A 19,185-nucleotide genomic window follows, 5' to 3' on the forward strand; every position below is an offset into this window, starting at 1 on the left:
AAGGCCTGCCGTCGCCCCGGTCCGCCGGGGCGGGCGGGAGGGTGACGACAGGCCCAGGGCTCCGCACGCCGTTGTACGGGGCCTCGCCGGTGTGTCCCGCGGCCGGTCGTGACGATCGCTGGTCAGGGCATCCCATCCCAACCGGCCGCGGAGTCTGTGTGCCGGGCGCTCAGCCCAGGCGCTGCACCAGGGCGTGGTACTGGTCCCACAGCTCGGTGGGCGTGTGGTCGCCGAAGGTGTTGAAGTGCTCGGGGATGAGCGCGGCCTCCTCGCGCCACACCTCCTTGTCGACGCTGAGCAGGAACTCCAGGTCGGCGTCGGCCAGTTCGAGGCCGTCCGTGTCGAGGGCCTCCTTGGTCGGCAGGACGCCGATCGGGGTCTCGACGCCGTCCGCCTTGCCCGCCAGGCGCTCCACGATCCACTTCAGGACGCGGCTGTTCTCGCCGAAGCCGGGCCAGACGAACGTGCCCTCGTCGTTCTTGCGGAACCAGTTGACGTAGTAGATCTTCGGCAGCTTGGACTGGTCCTTGTCCTTGGCGACGTCGACCCAGTGGCCCATGTAGTCGCCCATGTTGTAGCCGCAGAACGGCAGCATGGCGAACGGGTCGCGGCGCAGCTCGCCGACCTTGCCCTCGGCGGCGGCGGTCTTCTCGGAGGCCACGTTGGCGCCGAGGAAGACGCCGTGGTTCCAGTCGAAGGACTCGGTGACCAGCGGTACGGCGGTGGCGCGGCGGCCGCCGAAGAGGATCGCGGAGATCGGTACGCCCCTGGGGTCCTCCCACTCGGGCGCGATGATCGGGCACTGCGCGGCGGGCGTGGTGAAGCGGGCGTTGGGGTGGGCGGCGGGCGTGCCGGACTCGGGGGTCCAGTCGTTGCCCTTCCAGTCGGTGAGGTGGGCCGGGGTCTCCTCGGTCATGCCCTCCCACCACACGTCGCCGTCGTCGGTGAGGGCGACGTTGGTGAAGACGGAGTTGCCCCACAGGGTCTTCATCGCGTTGGCGTTGGTGTGCTCGCCGGTGCCGGGCGCGACGCCGAAGAAGCCGGCCTCGGGGTTGATGGCGTAGAGGCGGCCGTCCTCGCCGAACCGCATCCAGGCGATGTCGTCGCCGATCGTCTCGACGGTCCAGCCGGAGATCGTGGGCTCCAGCATGGCGAGGTTGGTCTTGCCGCAGGCGGAGGGGAAGGCGGCGGCGACGTACTTCGACTCGCCCTGCGGCGGGGTGAGCTTGAGGATGAGCATGTGCTCGGCGAGCCAGCCCTCGTCGCGGGCCATGACGGAGGCGATGCGCAGGGCGTAGCACTTCTTGCCGAGCAGGGCGTTGCCGCCGTAGCCGGAGCCGTAGGACCAGATCTCGCGGTCCTCGGGGAAGTGCGAGATGTACTTGGTCTGGTTGCAGGGCCAGGGGACGTCCTGCTGGCCGGGCTCCAGGGGGGCGCCGACCGAGTGCACGGCCTTGACGAAGAAGCCGTCGGAGCCCAGCTCGTCCAGGACGGGCTGCCCCATGCGGGTCATGGTGCGCATGGAGACGGCGACGTACGCGGAGTCGGTGATCTCGACGCCGATCGCGGACAGCGGCGAGCCGAGGGGGCCCATGCAGAAGGGCACGACGTACATCGTGCGGCCCTTCATGGAGCCGCGGAAGACGCCCTTCTCACCGGTGAAGATCTCCCGCATCTCGGCGGGGGCCTTCCAGTGGTTGGTGGGGCCGGCGTCCTCCTCCTTCTCGGAGCAGATGAAGGTGCGGTCCTCGACGCGGGCGACGTCGCTGGGGTCGGAGGCGGCGTAGTAGGAGTTGGGGCGCTTGATCGGGTCGAGCTTGCGGAACGTGCCCTTGGCGACGAGCTCCTCGCTCAGCCGCTCGTACTCGGCCTCGGAACCGTCGCACCAGACCACACGGTCCGGCTGGGTCAGCTCGGCGATCTCGTTGACCCAGGAGATCAGTCCCTGGTGGTCGGTGGGGACGGTGGGAGCCGCGATGTCGCGCGCCACGATTGCTCCTAAGTGAGGGTTTCTGGTGGAGAGGCCCCGTGGGGGCTGCGGCCCGGATGCTTCACGGTGGGTGTTCGGCGCTCATCCGGTGCCGACCGCACTCATTTGATCCTCTGATGCGAGTGCCCATCTGTCCAGAGGGATGCACAGGTGAGCAAAGTGACGCTGACCACGCTTTCCGGGGGCCCGCGCACGTACGCCGGGTTCCTTTACGTTCACGTTGCGTACGCATGACGTGCGGCAGGCCGCCCCTTTGCGGGTTCTTTGCGGGCCCTTTGCGCGGCCGGTCACTCCCGTGCGGCGTGAGAGGATGACCACCACGTCACGGCCAAGCAGGCGCACCGCTCCGCAACTTACGGTTCCGTAGGTACGATGCGGTCATGACAGCGTTCGCCTCCGACGCACCCGCGGACCCGCAGGCCGAAGGCCGCGGTCCGGTAGAGACCTCCCTCCCGCACCCGGTCAAACCCAAACTGCGCGGGTGGCTGCACCTGGGCATGTTCCCCGCCGTCCTGGTCGCCGGGCTGGTGCTCGTCGCCCTCGCCGACTCGACCCGGGGCCGCATCGCCTGCGCGGTCTTCGCGCTGACGGCCTGCCTGCTGTTCGGCGTGAGCGCCCTGTACCACCGGGGCGACTGGAGTCCGCGCATGGACGGGGTGCTGCGCCGCCTCGACCACGCCAACATCTTCCTGATCATCGCCGGCACCTACACCCCGCTCACCCTGCTGCTCCTGCCGGAGGCCAAGGGCCAGTGGCTGCTGTGGGGCATCTGGGCGGCCGCCCTCGCCGGGATCGCCTTCCGGGTGTTCTGGGTGGGCGCCCCGCGCTGGCTCTACACCCCGTGCTACATCGCGATGGGCTGGGCCGCCGTCTTCTACCTGCCCGACTTCATGCGCACCGGCGGCATCGCCGTCCTGGTCCTGGTGATCGTGGGCGGGGTGCTCTACAGCGCGGGCGGGGTGATCTACGGCATCCAGAAGCCCAACCCGTCACCGCGCTGGTTCGGCTTCCACGAGGTCTTCCACTCCTTCACCCTGGCCGCCTTCATCGCCCACTACGTGGGCATCTCCCTGGTGGCCTACCAGCACGGCTGAACCGGGAACACCCGGAAAACCCCGGGGCCGCGCACCGCGCTCATGACATCCTGAGCAGGTGAACGGTCCCGAGATCCACGTCGAGTTCGCCCCCGAACTGCTCGTCTTCGTGCCCCGGGCACGGTCCACCGGCGCCACGCAGGCCGTCATCGACGGCGTCTCCACCCTCGGTCACGTCGTCGAGTCGCTCGGCGTCCCGCTGACCGAGGTCGGCACGCTGCTCGTGGACGGCCGCGAGGTGCCCGTCTCGCACACCCCGGCCGCCGGCGAGTCGGTGACCGTCCGCTCCGTCGCGCTCCCCCAGCGGGTGCCCGGCGCCCCGCTGCGCTTCCTGCTCGACGTGCACCTCGGCACGCTGGCCCGCCGGCTGCGGCTGCTGGGCGTGGACACGGCGTACGAGTCGACGGACATCGGCGACCCGGCGCTGGCCGCCCGCTCGGCGGCCGAACAGCGGGTGATGCTCAGCCGCGACCGCGGCCTGCTGCGCCGCCGGGAACTGTGGGCCGGCGCGTTCGTCTACAGCACCGGGCCCGAGGAGCAACTCCCCTACGTACTGGACCGCTTCCAGCCCGAACTGCGCCCCTGGACCCGCTGCACCGCCTGCAACGGCCTGCTGGGCCCCGCCACCAAGGACGAGGTCGCCGACCAGCTGAAGAGCGGCACGCACCGCTCGTACAAGGTGTTCGCCCGGTGCGCCGACTGCGGCCGCGCCTACTGGCGGGGCGCCCACCACGACCAGCTGGAGGCGATCGTGGAGCGCGCGCTGAGCCGGAGCACTCAGGGCCGCTGAGTACCCCGGCCGATGTCCGGGCGCCGGCCGGCGCGGTGGGATGACGGCATGAGCACGAACGCACCGCCGCCGCACTCCGCCACCCGCACGCTGACCGTATGGTCCGTCGCCGGACTCGTCCTGCTGCTGCCCACCGTGGTCCTCGCCTGGATCGTCGTCCTGTCCACCGAGCGGGGCAGCCGCTGCCTGGCCTACGGCGAGCAGTGCTCCGGCGTGCCGGACGGGCTCACCCCGGGTTTCTTCGTGACCGCCCTCGTGGCCGGGGTACTGGCCACGGCGTGGCCCCGGACCCGGTGGCTACCCGCCAGGTCCGGGGCCGTCGCCGTGCAGTGGGCCGCCATGCTCACCATGGGCGCGCTCATCCTCAGCGGCGCCTGATCCCCGTCCGCCACGGCGCCCGGCCCACGTCCTCGGCGGCACCCGGCGCCGGACCGGCCGAGCCGTGGCACCGGCCTCAGCCCGGGAGACCGGGCGGCGGCCCCGACGGTGGACCGGTCGACGGTGCTCCGCCGGGTGCCGGCGTGGTCCCACCCGCCGTCGACCGGTGAGCCGAGCACACGCCGCCCCGACACGTCCGCCGCCTCAGCCGCCCAGGGCCGTGCTCAGCCGGTCGGGGTCGGTGGTCGGCGCCTCGCAGGTGAAGTTACGGCAGACGTACGCGGCCGGTTCACCCCCCACCAGGGGCCGGTCGGCCAGCAGCGGGAACTCGTCGCCCTCCGGCGCGCCGACGGCGACCACCGCGCCCGGGGCGACCCCCAGAAGCGCCCTGCGGTGCAGGGCCGCCGTGGCCGGGTCGTCGAGCGCCGGGCCGACCACCGCGACCTCCCGCGGACCGTCCAGCGCCGCCTCGGCGACCGCGAGACCCCAGCCGACGAACCGCGGCACCCGCGGACCGAGCGACTTCACCACGCCCAGCGCCCGCTCCGCGGCGGTGCGGTGCGGCGCGGATCCGGTCTGCGCCGCGTACCCCAGCAGCGCCCCGGCGGCGGCCGTCCAGCCGGACGGCACGGCGTTGTCCGTCGGGTCCTGCGGGCGCCGGATGAGCCGCTCGGCGTCGGAGGCCGTGTCGTACAGGGCGCCCGTCTCCGGGTCGGTGAAGCGGGCCAGCACATGGTCGAGGAGCAGACCGGCGAACTCCAGCCACACCCCCTCCCCGGTCACCGAGGCCAGCGCGAGGAAGCCCTCGGCGACATCGGCGTAGTCCTCCAGGACACCCGCGTTGGCGCCGACCCGGCCGTCCTTGCTGGTCCGGGCGATCCGGGCGTGGTCGTCGAGGTGCACCCGGACCAGCAGGTCGGCGGCGGCGACCGCGGCCTCGGTCAGGTCCGGCCGGTCGAAGTAGGCGCCGGTCTCGGCGAGCGCGGCGATCGCCAGCCCGTTCCAGGCGGCCACGACCTTGTCGTCCCGGCCGGGGGCCGGACGGGCGCCCCGCGCCGCGAGCAGCCGCTCCCTGACCCCGCCGGCCCCGCCGATCCGGTCGGCGTCGAACACCTCGTCCTGCTGCGGCAGTTGCAGCACCGAGGCACCCTCCTCGAAGGTGCCCTCCTCCGTCACCCCGAAGTACCGCGCGGCGAGTTCGGCGTCCTGCTCGCCGAGCACCTCGCGCAACTGCTCCGGCGTCCAGACGTAGTAGGCGCCCTCGACGTGCTTGCCACTCCCGTCGTCGCTGTCGGCGTCCAGCGCGGAGGCGAACCCGCCCTCGGGCGTGCCCAGTTCGCGGACCATGAAGTCGGCGGTCTCCAGTGCGATCCGGCGTGCGAGCCCGGAGCCGGTGGACCGCCACAGATGGGCGTAGACGCGGCAGAGCAGGGCGTTGTCGTAGAGCATCTTCTCGAAGTGCGGCACCGTCCAGTCCCGGTCGACGGAGTAGCGGGCGAAACCGCCGCCGAGCTGGTCGTAGATGCCGCCGCGGGCCATGCGCTCGGCGGTGTCCCGCGCCATCTGCAGGGCGCCTTCGGCGCCGGTGCGGGCGTGATGCCTGAGCAGGAACTCGAGCACCATGGACGGCGGGAACTTCGGCGCTCCGCCGAACCCGCCGCGCTGCGCGTCGTACTCCCGGGTGAGCCCGAGCAGCGCCTGCGCCTGCTGCTCCTCGCCCGGGAGTTGTGCGTCGCCGTAGGAGATCTCCCGCCCGGCCAGGTCCCGCACGATCTTCCCGGCGACCTCGGTGACCTCCTCCCGGCGCTCCTCCCAGGCCTGGTGCACGCCCTGGAGCAGCTGCCGGAAGGACGGCATGCCGTGCCGGGGCTCGGGCGGGAAGTAGGTGCCGAAGTAGAACGGTTCGGCGTCCGGGGTGAGGAACACGGTCATCGGCCAGCCGCCCTGCCCGGTCGCCGCCTGCACGGCCTCCATGTAGACGGCGTCCACGTCGGGGCGCTCCTCGCGGTCCACCTTGACGCTCACGAAGTGCTCGTTCAGATAGTCGGCGGTGGCCCGGTCCTCGAAGGACTCGTGCGCCATGACATGGCACCAGTGGCACGAGGCGTAGCCGACACTGAGCAGGATCGGCACATCCCGCCGCCGCGCCTCCTCGAACGCCTCTGGCGTCCAGGGCCACCAGTCGACGGGATTCTCAGCATGCTGAAGCAAATAAGGCGAGGTCACACCAGCCAGCCGATTCATGCGCCCAGACTCTCACACCACCCCTGCCTAGCCTGTGGAACCCGCACGCCCCGTCCTCTTGACCGAGGTGTGCCCACCCGCCGTTGCTCGGCATGAGGGTATGTCCAGCCCAGAAGAGGGCGACATGGATGCGCACCATAATGCCGGAGACATGGTGCACGACGACATCACGTATCTCCGGCACCAGACCCAAGCGTTGGTCTCGCCGAACGACCGCAGCAGCCCGGCAGCGACGGTCCAGGAAGCACATGACGAGCCCCTCGCCGAATCCAGCAAACAGCCCTGGAAACCGAGGAGGAAGTGAGTGATGTCCGAGTGATCCTCGCTTCCTGCCGCGACCTCCGGGGCTCCGACACCGCGGCAGAGTGACGTGAACACACAGGATCGCGTCGTGCCGCTGGGCGTCGAGTCAGGGTAGGGAAATCCCCGTTGTGCCTTCGAGGCTGTACAAGCCTGGACTCGCTGACCCTTACTCTGTGTCGATATCGGCCTCCCCGACCTCCGTGTCCGCCGACTTGATGCCCAGGCTCTCGATGAACTGCCGCTCCCGCGCGGCCAGCTCGTGCTGGCGCGCAAGAATGAAGTCGGTAAACTCGTCGGCCTTGAGGTGCTCGATGGACGCGAGACTGACTCCGTGTGAGTCCAGGATGTCGGTCCTCCCCTCCTCTGCGAGTCTGATAAGCGCCTGCCGAATCGACACGCCTGGCGGTGTCGTCATGACGATCCGGTTGGCGGGGCTGGACGCCCCTGGGACCCCACTCTGAGTGATGATGTGTCGATAGGTCTCGCTGTGTGCCGTCGCAAACTGCTCCAGTACGTTGGCGGTGCCGCCGTCGAGGTTCTTCCGCTCCGGGAACGTCTGCAGATCCCAGAGGAGGTAGGCGCGCACGCGCGCGCTGCGCAGGTCGAAGCGCTCGGGGAAGGAACGGGCCCGCTCACCGGAGTAGCTGAGCCCGCCCTTGCCCCGGGCGAAAGCCTTCATCTCCATGATGAAGTTCCGGACCTGGGTGGTGGTGGACCCGGCGAAGGTGCCCGCCAGCGACGTTGTCCAGAACCAGTTCCGGAGCTTGACCCGCTGCTCCGCTTCGACCTTGCCGGAGAAGTGGAAGAAGACGGCGAGCAGCATGATCTGGATGTTGTAGGGAACCAAGCGGGCCAGCGGGACTCGGACCTCGTTCTGCAGGAACTCGACTACCTGCTGGAGGGTCAGGTCTGTGTCCGTCACTGCGGTCATGAGCTGGCCCTGTACCTTGCGGGCCATCGTCTCCCAGGATGTGTCCCGCTGCACGTCCTCCTCGCCGGACAGCGCAAGGACGGTCTGAAAGATCGTCATGATCGGGATCTCGCCGAAGCCAGAAGCGGCGACCCGTCCCTTGATCTCCTCCATCTTGTCGCTGAGCGTCTCCGAGCCGATGGTCCCGTAGGTCAGAGCGGAAACCATCTGGTCGGGACGCATCTTCTGGCCACTACTGTTGATCCTGGAAAAGACCTCGATGGCCTGCTGGAGAGTGCCGCCCTCCATACGCACCACGGAGACCTTGTAGTTTTTCACCCGCTTCGCGATGCGCTCGCTCTCCGTGGTGAGGCGGTCGGCCTCCTCACGAGAGGCGGAGACATCGGACAGCTTCCGTGCGTATTCGAGGAAGTCCAGAGTCCCCAGCACGGACCGCATAGGCAGGAAGTGGCTGGGCACCTCCTCGCCACTCTTCCAGTGGCGGTAACGCAAGCCGTCGTGTTCCGACCGGACGAGCGGCCGGTAGACCCACCACATCCAGTCCTCCTGCCGCGTGGACCGCGGAGCGTCAGCTGAGCGGTGGAGTACGCCGAAGAGCGTCGAGAGCCGCTGATGACCGTCCAGCACATAGGCGACCTTCGCCCCCCCTGGTGCCGGCGGAATTCTGCGCCCACCAATGGTGTCGAGGCTTTCGAGCGGCATGGTGGTCTCCCAGATGAGCAGGCTTCCCATCGGATAGCCGCGCTCCATGCTGTCGAAGAGCTGAAGCATCTGCTCGGGGCGCCACAGGAAAGGGCGCTGGAACTTCGGCACCCGCAGCTCGCCCTGTGAAATCCGCTCCAGCACCTGCTCCAGGAAATGGACCTCCGGCACCACCGAGATATCCTTAACCACCTCGACATCTCCCATGCTCAGATCACGCCCCGAATCGTCTCGAACATCGATTGCAATTCCTGCTTCGCTCCGGGTCCCAGGCCATCCAGGTCCCGATCCGATATGCCGCCGCGCATCACCTCTTGCAGGAACAGATCCGGCAAGTCCGTCCCGAATCCATCCTGGAGGGTGATGAGATCCTGCTCCGCCACTTCTTCGTACAGATCACCGTGGCGCGTGGGAATGACGTAGGTCGCCCCCACCTTCCCGGAATGCCGCCCCTTCCTGTCGGGGCCCTTCTGCGGTTTCCCTTTGAATCCATGCTTCATGTCGAAGTGGGCGCGCTGCTCGGTCGAGAAGTTTTTGAGGGACTCCAGGCGCTTGGCCATGGAGGACATTCCTACGGTCTTCTTCGGCTGGCGGGCCAGGACCCGGTTGGGAATGTAGTTCTCCATCTCCCGGAAGCTGAGGACGTGCGAATTGACGCCTTCGCGGGCCGCGACTTCAGCCTTCTCATGATTGGCGGTCCGGTCCGTGGGGTGGAAACTGTCACTGTCGATGACTAGGACCACACGCTTGGTCCTGGAGAACTGCGCGGCCTGATCGACGGCATGCCGAGTCGCGCCGTCCTTGCCGCCTCCGTTGTACACACCGAGGCGGCTGTCTTCCTTGGCGTCGACGACGTCCTCGCAGCCCAACAGGCGCGCGAGCGCCTCGATCATCTGCCAGTCGTAGATCGCGTTCTCCACGACCAGCACAGCTGGCCGCTCCAAGTCGCGGATGTCTGCTGCCAGCGTCTCGCCAGTCACCCTGACCACGCCGGTGGTACCCCCGTGCGGCGCCCAAGCCTGAGCCATGCTCGCCTTCTGCGCGAGCAGCAGGTAGATCTGCGCCAGGACCGGGACGTGACGCTCCAGGAACGCATGGACGGCCTCCACATCACGGGGGGGAGATCACCCACTCATGCCGCGCCTCCCTGAAGAACGCGATCAGCTTCAATATGAGCTCTGCGTTTTCGTCACCCTGACGGTCTGTCAGCAGCTCGACCGGAATCTCAACGCGCATCGTTGATCCGATTCGCCTGCGCGTCCGCGAGGGCGCGAACCTCCTCAAAGTCCTCTGCGAAGACTCCCCGCGGCCAGTAGTCGAGGTTGCCGAGGGCATCCACTTCGATCTTTCGCAGGGTAGCGGCCCCCTCGGTCTGCTCGACGAAGTAGATCTTCACGTCTTCCGGCGCCAGCTTCCGCTCCGCAACCCGTCGACGCAGCCTGAGGAGGAAGTTCTCGCTGTGCGTCTCCACCAGGAAGCGCACCTGCGACTCCTGCACGGCGTCAACATAGAAATCGGCGATCGCGGCGTGCGCCGAAGGATGGAGATGGAGTTCGGGCTCCTCCACGATCTCGATCACAGGTCCGGCAGGCGACTCCACGCGGTCTGCGGCTCGCTGGATGACTATCGGCAGGAACTGGACCACACCGGTGCCGACGTCATCGATGTGGACGAGGAGATCGGGGTCGCGCAAGGAACGCAGCTTGGGGATGTACATCCCGGAGCCGACATCGGTGACTTCGAGGCGCCAGCCAGGCAAGATGCTTTCCAGCAGAGTGTTCGCCTCACGGCCGATCAGACCGCGCCCGTACATCTCATCCGCGGCGAGTACGCCGAGGGCCCTCTCCCCCCTGTAGCCGACGCTGCCCAGGGTTCTGACCGGAGACCGGAAGAAGCGCTCCGGACTCTTCCTGAACGGACCCAGATACCGGATCTCGTCAAGGCCTTCCCGAATCAGCCCGGTGACTCCGCAGACACCGCCGACGGAGTCCGGCCAGTCGGCCGGATCGGGCAGCAGCCCGCTAAATCCAACTTTGCCCTCATGGCCGTCGATAAGATAAGCGCGCTTCTCGGGAGAGTAGGCGTCGATGCCGGGAATCCAGGAGATGTTCGCGACCTCCGACCCGCAGGATATCTCCAACGAGGAAACCAGCTGCATTCCCTGGTTGGCGATGTTCTGGACCTCGGCGGTGGCACTGACGACCTCGCCACCCTCGATGCCGATCGATGCGCCCAGGCGAATGTGCCCATGGGGTGACGAGCCGTGGATCAGATCGGCGAACGAGGGAGTGAAGCCCTGAACCAGCTCCAGGTCCAGAGGATACGAGGAGTCGCCGCGGATACCGATGGACAGAAGCGGGAGCGCTCGCACGACAGCGCTCTTGCCGGAATTATTCCGACCCAGCACGATGGTAATCTTGCCGAGCTCCACCTCCTGCTTCTCTCTGAAGCAGCGATAGTTCTCCAGCGAGAACCTCTCCAACGACACCTGGGCTCCGTTCCCTCACACCACGTCCAGCGCACGCCGCCCCGACGACGCGTCGGCGTAGCTGCGGCAATACTCTCAGACGCCGGAAGCCCGGCACCCGAGTTTCGCTCTTCCCGCTGCGCAGATGCCCGACGTCTGCCTCGGAATTCCAACCAGCAGGACGGGCACGTTCCGCTCGCGCGCCTGTGGGAAGGCCTCGTCCGACCAGGGCCACCAGTCGACGGGGTTGTCGGCGTGCTGAAGGAGGTACGGGGACGTCTCGTGGGCCGGTCGGTTCGCCATGTGCTCCATCCTGCCGTCACCGAGACCGTAGCCAGGTCTCGGCCTTCCGGGCATTTCGGTCCGGAAGGTCCGTCTCGTCACCAGAGCGTCAGGGGCTCGGTTTGAGGACGGTCTCTCGTTTCCGTCTGCCGCTGCTGCGGCAGGGTTGCGCCACCTGCCCGCCCCGTCACCGTCTCGCGACGGGTGCGGGTGGCGCGGGTCTTCTGGTCGGCTCCACGAGGCTTCGACACCGCCGGGGCGGTGTCCTGGTCTCCGGCCACTCCGGTACCAGTCACGCAGGCCGTCGCGAGGGCGGCGAGGTTGAGTGCGGCGTTGTCGTCCCGGTCGATGACCAGGCCGCAGGCGTCGCACTCATAGCTCCGCACGTGCAGCGGCAGCTTGGCTTTCACCGCGCCGCACCCGGAACAGGTCTTGGAGGAGGGGTACCAGCGGTCGGCGACCACGAGGCGGGTGGCGTGGCGCCGGCGGGTCTTGTACGTGAGCTGTCGGCGGATCTCGCCGAATCCGGCGTCGGCGATCCTACGGGCCAGACGCCGGTTGCGGAGCATCCCGGCGACGTTCAGGTCCTCCACCACCACGGTGCCGTACTCGGCGGCCACGCTGGTGGTGAGCTTGTGCAGGGCGTCCGCGCGGAGGTTCGCCACCCGGTGGTGCACCTTGTTGCGCTGGGCGTTGGCCTTCTCCCACCGCTTCGACGGCTGCCGTCCGGTGCGCCGGTCGGGGCCCTGGCGTCGGGACACGACGCGGGAGACGCGGCGCAGCTGCTTGCGCGCCCGGTCGTAGTGGCCGGGATTGGGCGCGGTACGGATCTCGCCCGTCGAGTCGGCCATGACCGCGAGGGTCTTCACGCCGAGGTCGATGCCGACGGCCACGTCCGGGCGTGCCACGCGTTCGAGGTCGCGCTTGACCTCGGCCTGGAAGGACACGAACCAGCGTCCCCGCTCGTGCCGCACCGTGGCGGACAGGATGCGTGCCGTTGCGGCCTGGACGCGGGCGAGGAGCCCGGCGGTGGGCTCGTGGGCACGGAGCGTGCCCAGCCGGGGCAGCGTCACATGCCGGCCGTCCGTGTTCACGCGGATGGTGCCGGTGGTGAACCGGCAGGCAAGACGCGTCTTCCGCTTCGACTTGAACCGCGGCATACCCATCGCACGGCCACGGCGCTTGCCCCGCTTCGACTTCGCGTAGTTGTCGAACGCGGCAGCAGCGTTCGCGAGACCGGTGGAGTACGCCTCCTTGGAATTCTCCTCCCACCAGGCCGCGAACCGCGGGTCGGTGTGCTTGGCCTCGTTGAACGCCTTCCGCAGGACGGGCAGCGACCACGGCCGCCATTTTGTCAGCTGCTCCTCGGCGACGCCGTAGGACTCCTCCGCGCGGCGCTGCCACCACGACGCGGTCACCCAGCCGACGGCCCAGTTGTAGGCGGCCCGCGCGGCACCGCAGTGCGACCGCAGCGCATGCTCCTGGGTGACGTTCGGGTCGAGTGCGAACCGGAACGCCTGCACGGCGAACCCGGGCTGCGCCTGGAACTTCTTCACTCGGCGGCCTCGCCGGTCGCCACGGCCACCGCGCGGGCGGCGCGGTTCTTCGCCGCCCGCCGCCCGTACAGGCGGGCGCACATCGACGTGAGCACCTCGGTGATGTCCCGTACCAGGTCATCGGTGGTCTCGGTGGGGTCGAGGACGACCAGGCGCCGCCCGGACGCCGACAAGACGGCTTCGAGATGCTCGACGCCGAACCGGGCCAGCCGGTCCCGGTGCTCGACCACGATCACCGCCGTCTGCGGGTCGGACAGCAGGCGGTGCAGCTTGCGGCGCCGCCCGTCCAGCCCCGAGCCGACCTCGGTGACGACCTCGGCGACGGCCAGGCCGAGCCCGTTCGCGCCGGCCACGACCCGGGCCGCCTGCCGCTCGAGGTCGGCTTTCTGGTCGGTGGACGACACGCGGCAGTACGCCACCACCCGCCCCGAGGCCACCGAGACGGCCGGAGCGGGCTCAGTGACCAACCATGTTCCGGACGGCGCCTGGCGGACCGGAACGGGCATCTTCCCGTCCTTCACCCATCGCCAGGCGGTCTGGTAGCTCACGCCCTGCTGCCGGGCCCACTCCGAAAGCTTCACAAGGCCAAGATATTCGACATCCGCGACTAGAGATGACTAGGAATGACTAGAAAATTTGTAGCAGCTTTCACCCCTAGTAGCCTCGCGGAGGGGGTGTCACCGGCCTCCGGCGGGGCCCGGCGGCCCGGCGGGCGTCCGCCGATCGGGGCACGCCGGCACACCGGTACGCCGGCCTGTCCGCCCGCGGTCGGGGAGCGGGTCCACGGCGGCGGCCCGGCCGGCTCCCGGAAGCATCCGGTTCCTCTCCCCGCCCCGCCGCGCTCCCGGGTTTCGTCCTGTCTCCTCCTCTCCAAGAGGCTTTGTGCACAGGACACTTGGCCGACGCATAACCGGCAGGGGTCTCGGGGATGGGTCGGAAGGGACCCGAGGACTTCCGGGCACACCGGGGGCGACCGGGGCCGCCGGAGGGGGACGTGACATGCGGGACGCTCATCGTGCGGACGCGGAGCGGCTGTTGGCGCGGGCTGTGGAGGAGGAGGTACGCCGGTCGGGCGGGCGTGCCGACGGGAAGGTGCTGCTCTCCCGGGCGCGCGGGACGCTGGACGCGATCGCGCGGCCGGCGGCCGAGGAGTACGAGGCGTACATCCGCGCGCTGGACGAGGCGTCGGCCGGGCAGCTCACCCTCCGCCAGCGGTACGCCCGCGAGGGCGCCGGGACGCCGCTGCTGGTGGCCGGGGTGGCCGGGCTCACGGCCGTGGTCGCCGACCTCGCCCTCGGTACGGGGACCGGGACGGCGCTGGGCGCGGGCGTGGCCGTCGGCGTGGCCGGCGCGGCGGCGACCGTGGTGAAGGTGGTGGGCGCGCATGTGCCCGCCGCGCACCACCGGGCCGGCGCGGCGAGCCAGCCGGGCGGGCCGGAGCAGTTACGGCTGCAGTGGCTGACGGCGCTGGAGGTGCGGGGCATCCGGCCGTTCCTGGACCAGCAGCGGATGCTCGCCGCGTCCACGGGCTCCCGGCAGACGGGGCCGCGGCTGCGCGGCGCGGACAAGAGCGCGGCAGCCCGCGGGCGGAGTGTGCTGGAGCAGTCGTTCGGGCAACTACCGGAGCCGGTGGGGCCGTTCGCCGGGCGGCGGCAGGAGATGGCGCGGATCCGGCAGTGGGTGCGGGCGGCGCGCGCGAGCACGGAGACACAGCCGACGGTGGTGGTGCTGCACGGGGAGCCCGGCAGCGGCCGGACCACCCTCGCGGTGCGCGCGACGCACGACCTGAAGGACTACTTCCGCGGCGCCTGCGTGGTCGATCTGCGCGCCGACAGCCCCGGTGAGCCGCCGCTGTCCACCCGGGACGCGCTGCTGCATCTGCTGAACCGGCTGGGGGCGCCCCGCGAGCAGCTGCTGTTCCGCGAGCGGTCCTCCCCCGACCAGCAGGTGAGACGGCTGAGCGAGCTGTACCACCAGCATGTGACGGGCATGCCGGTGACGGTCGTCCTCGACGACGCGGCCGATCCGCAGCAGGTCCGCACCCTGCTGCCGGAGCGGTCCGACAGTCTGGTCCTGGTGACCTCCCGCGCGCCGCTCGGCCTGCCCGACGACCTGCCGGCCCGGGTGCACCAGCTGCCGGTACGGGCCCTGGACGCGGCGGGCACCGGGGAACTGCTGGCCGCCGTCGCGCAGGACCCGTCGGTGACCGGCAGCGAGGCCGCCGACTCCGCCGACCGGGTCCGGGAACTGTGCGGCGGGCTGCCACTGGCGCTGCGGATCGCCGGTTCCTCCCTGGGCCCGCGCTCCCCGCGCGCGCTCGCCGCCGACCTGGGCGCCTACGGCCCGGTGGGCCCGGTCGAGCGCGCCCTGTGGCTGCGCTACACCGACCAGCCGGAGCCGTTGCGGCGGCTGCTGCGCCGGCTGGCGCTGGCCGGCCGGGTGTCGCTGGGCGCCGCGGCGGCGGCCGCGTTGCTGGCCACCGACGAGGCCGAGGGGACCCGGCATCTTCAGGCACTGGCCCGGGCCGGCCTGATCACCCCGGTGCGGTCCGGCCGGTACCGGCTGCACGACCTCGTACGCGCCTTCGCACTGGCCCGCCTCCTGGACGAGGAGGACCCGGCCGAGCGGACCGCGGCGCAGGAACGGCTGATCGTGAACTACGCCGAGCTCGCCGACTCGGTGCTGCGGCTGGTCGACGGCAACATGTCGACCCGCTCGGACCGCTTCGGCCCGTACGGCTTCACCTCGCTGGACGAGGCGCTGCGCTGGCTGGACGACGAGTCGAGCTTCATCACGGCGGCGCTGCGGCACTCGGAGGGCGTGAACCAGGCGGCGGTGCTGAACCTCCTCGGCGCGCTGTGCGACTACTGCCTGCTCCGCGGCGACCTGTACCGCCTCGGTGAGATCAACGAGCTGGCACAGACCGTGGACAAGGGTCTGCTGAGACGTTCGGTGCAGTGGCGCACGGGTATCGCGGCACGTCAGCTGGGTGAACTGGACACGGCGCGGACGACGCTGTCCTCGGTGGTCGACCTGTACCGGGAGACCCATCACGACGCGGGGGCCGCGCGGGCGCTGACCTCCCTCGGCATCACGCTGCACCACCAGGGCAATCTGACGGAGGCGTCGGCGAGGCTGCGGGAGGCGATGGACCTGCAGTCCGCGCCCCAGCTGGCCGCCGACCGGGCGTGGACGATGCACGCGCTGGGCGCGGTGGAACGCGACCGCGCCCGGCTGTCCGAGGCGCTGGACCTGCTCACCGAGTCGCTGGTGCTGCACCGCGCGGGCGAGTCCGTGCACGGTCAGGCCTGGGCGCACTTCCAGCTCGGGCAGCTGAGGCTGCGCACGGGGGACGTCCCGCACGCCGAGTCCGAGCTGCGCGAGGCGCTCGAGCTGTACGGCCGTACCCGGGACGCCCGGGGCGAGGCGTGGGCGCTGACCCAGCTGGCCCGGGCCCGGCTGCTCGCCGGGGACGCCTCCCCGGCGGTGGAGGAGCTGCGGCAGGCCGCCGCCCGGCACCGGGACAACGAGGACGCGCGCGGGGAGGCGTGGACGCTGTACTACCTGGGCCAGGCGCTGGAGGAGACCGGGGACCTGGACCGGGCGGTGCGCGAGCTGGAGCGGTCCCGCACCATGTTCTCCCGGATGCGGGACGTCTACGGGCTGGCCTGCGCCCGGCACCATTCGGCCCGGGTGACCCGCGACCAGCGGGCCGCGCGGACCGGTTCGCTGCGCAACTCGGGCTTCGCCCGTCAGCTGCTGGTCGACGCCCGCGCGGACTTCCAGCGGATCGGGGTGGCCCACGGCGAGGCGTGGACGTGCCTGGAGCTGGCGGTCGTCGACGCGGGCAACGCCCGCACCCAGCAGGCGCTGGCCCTGTGCGACGAGGCGACGGCGCTGTTCGCGTCCTACGGGGACCGGCGCGGCGAGGACTGGGCCCGGTTCCTGCGCTGCACGCTTTTGCCGTACGCGGCCCCGGGCGGTACCGAGGTCGGTACGGCGGTGGCCCAGGAGGACCTGGCGCAGCTGGCCCGGACCGCGCACGCCGCCCGCGACGAGAAGCTGGGCGACTACGTGGACGCCTACCAGCTCCTGCTGGAGCGCGGGGTCAGCCTGGAGGCGGGCTGGCAGGCCTGGCACCTCGGCATGGTCCCCAGCCTCCACGCCCGCGAGGTGATGGGGGTGCCCACGGGGTCAGCCGCGTAGGGGCACGGGCCCAGCGGGTGCTGCCACAGGACCGGCAGGCTGCCACAGGCCCGGCAGGGTGCTGCCGCGTAGCCCTCCGGGGGGCGGAAGGCTCACGCGTTTCCTTTGGTGTCCGTAGTGAGGGTGTCATCTGGTGATGTCGTGTCGTGCGTCCGGTACCGGTTTCGGTATGGCAGGCGAGTGTGAGGTTCGCATGTGTGACCTTTGCGCGGGTGTGTCGTTGATCGGATGACAGCATCACGGGTGAAGGAGGGCTGGTGAGCCGGAAGCTGCCGGTCGGCGAGGGCGAGACCTCCCGCACAGCGTGCGCTCGTGGCCTGCTGCGCGCGGCGGTCGACGAGAAGACCGGTGAACTCGTGTCCGCCTCCTTGCTGGCCGAGCGGGTCGGCTGGGCCGTGGACCTGGTGTCCGGCATGACAAGCGAGCTGACGGCCGAGCGCTGGAACACCACCGACGTGGACATCCTCGCCTCCGGTGAGGACGCGAGCGGCCGGAAGCTTCCGTCGAACGCCTGGATGGCGCTGCGCCGCCTGGGCTGGACCGTGACCGCTCCCAAGGGTGTGAAGGTCAACGACCGGATCGTGCGCATGGCCCAGGAACAGGCCGGCCGCACGCTCCGCTGTGCGAAGTGGCGCGCGGACCTCACCTGCGGTGTCCTTGGGGCCTGGCCCGCCGATCCGGCCAGGCGGACCGCCCAGGAGTGGGACGCGGTCCGCGAAGCGGTACCCGGCGGGCAGCATCTGCCGTCCAGCGTCATCAAGTCCCGCACCCGGCAGATCGCCGCGTTCGCCAGGAAGCACGGGCGGATGCCGACCGATGTGTTCCAGCTGGAGGCCGCGCCCCGGGTGGCCCGGATGCTGCTGCTGTCCGCCTGCGACAGACAGCAGGCCACCATCGAACGGCACGAGAGCGATCCGGGCCGGGCACTGCTGCGGCTACAGCTTCCCACCCGGCCCGACCCGCGGTCCTACCGGGACTGGACGTGGATCGCCTGCCCCGTTGCGCTGCCGCCGACGATCCCCAAAAGCGCGGTGCTGCACCTGCCCATCCTGCGCATCCACCAGGGCACGGTACGGGCTGATCTCGCCTACACCCACGCCGTCCCGAAGACCCGGCGTACCGGACACACCGTCGCGCTCGGGGTGGACTGGGGCCTGAACACCCTGCTGTCCGCCGGCACCGCCCGCCTCCACGAGGACGGGCGTATCACCGCTCCCGGCTCCGGGGGCATGTTCCGTACGGCCGGCGTGCTCGCGAAACAGCACCGCCTGCGCCGCCTGTTCGAGCACCTGCAGGCGAAGGCCGACCACTACCAGCGGCTCATCGGCGACGACACCGACCATCCGCTGGCGGCCAGGACGCTGGCCCTCACCGACGAGATCCGGCGCGTGTCCGCCCGCAGGTCGAACCTCAATGACGCCCTCGCACAGGCTGCCGCCCGCTGGGCCGTCGACCAGGCCGTCACCGCCGAAGCGAGCGTGATCTACGTCGAAGACCTCCGCTCGATGGAGGCCCTCGGCATGGGCCGCACGATGAACACCCGGCTCTCCCAGCAGGTGCGCGGGCGGATCGTCGACCGGATGCGGCACCTGGCCGCCGAAGCGGGGATCGCCGTCATCACCGTGCCGGCCCGCAACACCTCCAGACACTGTCCCCAGTGCCTCGTGCCGCTGCGGCACCGCAAGGCACCGGACCGGCCCACCACCCCGGGCTGGAAATGGGCGCTCTGCCCGTCCTGCGGATACCAGGGCGACCGCGACACGGGCGCGTGGAAGCGTATCGCCGCACGCGGCCTGACCCACCAGGCCAAGACCGTCACAGGCCGCACCGGCGGCGCCATGGCCATCCGCTCCGTGGTCGACGACCTCGAAGCCGAAGCCGCCATCACCCCGACCACCAGCACCGGCCGGGACCGGTCCAAGACCGGGCCCACCCGGCCTCAGACGGCACGTCCGACGCCCAGGCGACGCCGGACACCCTCCCCCACCAGACCGCAAGGCCCGGCGGGCAAGCGTCCGGAGGGACACGCTCACACGGACCGGACCCGGCTGCCCCGCGCAGCCCACCGGCACCAGGACGTGACGACGACCAGCACACCCACCACCGGCCACCGGCCGCGAGGGGCAGCACTGGGCGCGGGCTTCCACCTGCACGCTCACGCTTCCCCGCCCAGGTGGGCAGAACCCCCACCGGACCCCACGGTTCGCACAGGTTCGCTCAGCTGATCAGAGACGCTACGCGG

Annotated in this window: 12 protein-coding genes and 1 pseudogene; 5 read left to right on the forward strand and 8 right to left on the reverse strand. The window is 70.5% G+C overall.

Annotation, left to right across the window (positions count from 1 at the left end):
* Positions 1-169 precede the first annotated feature (169 nt).
* The gene (locus tag ACTWJ9_RS11810; protein ID WP_388703166.1) at positions 170-1,990 is read right to left on the reverse strand and encodes a phosphoenolpyruvate carboxykinase (GTP); all 1,821 of its coding nucleotides are present in this window, start codon (positions 1,988-1,990) and stop codon (positions 170-172) included.
* Between the two features lie 380 nt (positions 1,991-2,370).
* On the opposite strand from ACTWJ9_RS11810, the gene trhA reads away from it, so the two are divergent.
* From trhA to ACTWJ9_RS11825, 3 genes are read left to right on the forward strand one after another with little or no spacing between them, the layout of a single operon-like run.
* The gene (gene trhA / locus ACTWJ9_RS11815) at positions 2,371-3,084 is read left to right on the forward strand and encodes a PAQR family membrane homeostasis protein TrhA (RefSeq protein ID WP_279334222.1); all 714 of its coding nucleotides are present in this window, start codon (positions 2,371-2,373) and stop codon (positions 3,082-3,084) included.
* Between the two features lie 58 nt (positions 3,085-3,142).
* Positions 3,143-3,874, forward strand: coding sequence for a Mut7-C RNAse domain-containing protein (locus tag ACTWJ9_RS11820; RefSeq protein ID WP_279334223.1), 732 nt, complete (start codon positions 3,143-3,145; stop codon positions 3,872-3,874).
* A gap of 48 nt (positions 3,875-3,922) precedes the next feature.
* Positions 3,923-4,252 (forward strand): hypothetical protein, encoded by a 330-nt coding sequence (locus tag ACTWJ9_RS11825; protein WP_279334224.1) that lies wholly within the window; start codon positions 3,923-3,925, stop codon positions 4,250-4,252.
* Positions 4,253-4,456: 204 nt separating this feature from the next.
* Here the strand turns inward: ACTWJ9_RS11825 and ACTWJ9_RS11830 are convergent, their stop codons facing one another.
* From ACTWJ9_RS11830 to ACTWJ9_RS11860, 7 genes and pseudogenes are all read right to left on the reverse strand, one after another.
* Positions 4,457-6,496 carry a thioredoxin domain-containing protein gene (locus ACTWJ9_RS11830; RefSeq protein WP_387038658.1) on the reverse strand — a complete coding sequence of 680 codons (2,040 nt, stop codon included), beginning with the start codon at positions 6,494-6,496 and terminating at the stop codon, positions 4,457-4,459.
* Between the two features lie 469 nt (positions 6,497-6,965).
* Positions 6,966-8,639: a DUF262 domain-containing protein gene (locus tag ACTWJ9_RS11835; protein ID WP_279334226.1), complete on the reverse strand. Its 1,674-nt coding sequence runs from the start codon at positions 8,637-8,639 to the stop codon at positions 6,966-6,968.
* A gap of 2 nt (positions 8,640-8,641) precedes the next feature.
* Positions 8,642-9,541, reverse strand: a complete 900-nt coding sequence (locus ACTWJ9_RS11840; RefSeq protein WP_443295677.1) for a hypothetical protein — start codon at positions 9,539-9,541, stop codon at positions 8,642-8,644.
* A 116-nt stretch (positions 9,542-9,657) separates the two neighbouring features.
* Positions 9,658-10,920 (reverse strand): DUF3696 domain-containing protein, encoded by a 1,263-nt coding sequence (locus ACTWJ9_RS11845; RefSeq protein ID WP_387038654.1) that lies wholly within the window; start codon positions 10,918-10,920, stop codon positions 9,658-9,660.
* A gap of 153 nt (positions 10,921-11,073) precedes the next feature.
* A pseudogene (locus ACTWJ9_RS11850) lies at positions 11,074-11,202 on the reverse strand (DUF255 domain-containing protein); the annotation flags it as partial.
* Between the two features lie 77 nt (positions 11,203-11,279).
* Positions 11,280-12,737 (reverse strand): IS607 family element RNA-guided endonuclease TnpB, encoded by a 1,458-nt coding sequence (gene tnpB / locus ACTWJ9_RS11855; protein ID WP_443295678.1) that lies wholly within the window; start codon positions 12,735-12,737, stop codon positions 11,280-11,282.
* Complete coding sequence (locus tag ACTWJ9_RS11860; RefSeq protein ID WP_443295679.1) at positions 12,734-13,318, reverse strand: IS607 family transposase; 585 nt, start codon at positions 13,316-13,318, stop codon at positions 12,734-12,736. The genes tnpB and ACTWJ9_RS11860 overlap by 4 nt, the downstream gene beginning before the upstream one ends.
* 418 nt (positions 13,319-13,736) lie before the next feature.
* Here ACTWJ9_RS11860 and ACTWJ9_RS11865 point away from each other — a divergent pair, with 418 nt between their 5' ends.
* Positions 13,737-16,943, forward strand: a complete 3,207-nt coding sequence (locus tag ACTWJ9_RS11865; protein WP_443295680.1) for a tetratricopeptide repeat protein — start codon at positions 13,737-13,739, stop codon at positions 16,941-16,943.
* Between the two features lie 257 nt (positions 16,944-17,200).
* Positions 17,201-19,168, forward strand: coding sequence for a zinc ribbon domain-containing protein (locus tag ACTWJ9_RS11870; RefSeq protein ID WP_443295682.1), 1,968 nt, complete (start codon positions 17,201-17,203; stop codon positions 19,166-19,168).
* The last annotated feature ends 17 nt before the right edge of the window (positions 19,169-19,185 follow it).

Source organism: Streptomyces sp. GDS52 (genome assembly GCF_052246875.1).
Classification (GTDB): domain Bacteria; phylum Actinomycetota; class Actinomycetes; order Streptomycetales; family Streptomycetaceae; genus Streptomyces; species Streptomyces cathayae.